1 protein-coding gene is annotated in these 474 nt (G+C 51.5%); it reads left to right on the forward strand.

Annotation, left to right across the window (positions count from 1 at the left end):
• Positions 1–444, forward strand: a 444-nt coding sequence (locus EXE47_RS18580; RefSeq protein WP_158293635.1) for a hypothetical protein, incomplete at its 5' end; no start/stop codon positions are given.
• Between the last annotated feature and the right edge of the window lie 30 nt (positions 445–474).

Genomic DNA, 474 nt, shown 5'->3' on the forward strand with positions numbered 1-474 from the left:
CCTATGAAAATAAGACTATACGCGATTGTATCCGGCGAAACACGAGAAGAGGCAATCGAAAATGCGCACGGAGCGTTCCTTGAGTTATGTCACACGAAGAGCGAGGCTCCTGGTGGAACGAATCCGATCTTTGACTGGTACCGCTTGTATCCTGTTCTCGCAGAAGAGGACACCAGATACTCGATACCGGATGGTGACGGGATTTACCATACATCAGAGGACGAGACAGAGGAGCTGATGGATGCCGTTCGGGATAGCATGGTAGACAAATTCCAATCTTATGAAGATGATGAGAGTGGCTACGCTCCGGCGTGCACTGTGATGAGATGTCGAGAATGCCTCATCTATGACGAACAGGCCCGGCCAGTGTTGTCACCACGCCACTACAACAATCTGATCCAGCGGGATGACCACTGGGCTGTTGCTGCGTTGTGTCGGTGGTGATACGCTTTCGGGGTGGAGTATGGGTATAGT

The sequence above is a fragment of the Halorubrum sp. GN12_10-3_MGM genome (genome assembly GCF_005435235.1).
Taxonomy (GTDB): domain Archaea; phylum Halobacteriota; class Halobacteria; order Halobacteriales; family Haloferacaceae; genus Halorubrum; species Halorubrum ezzemoulense.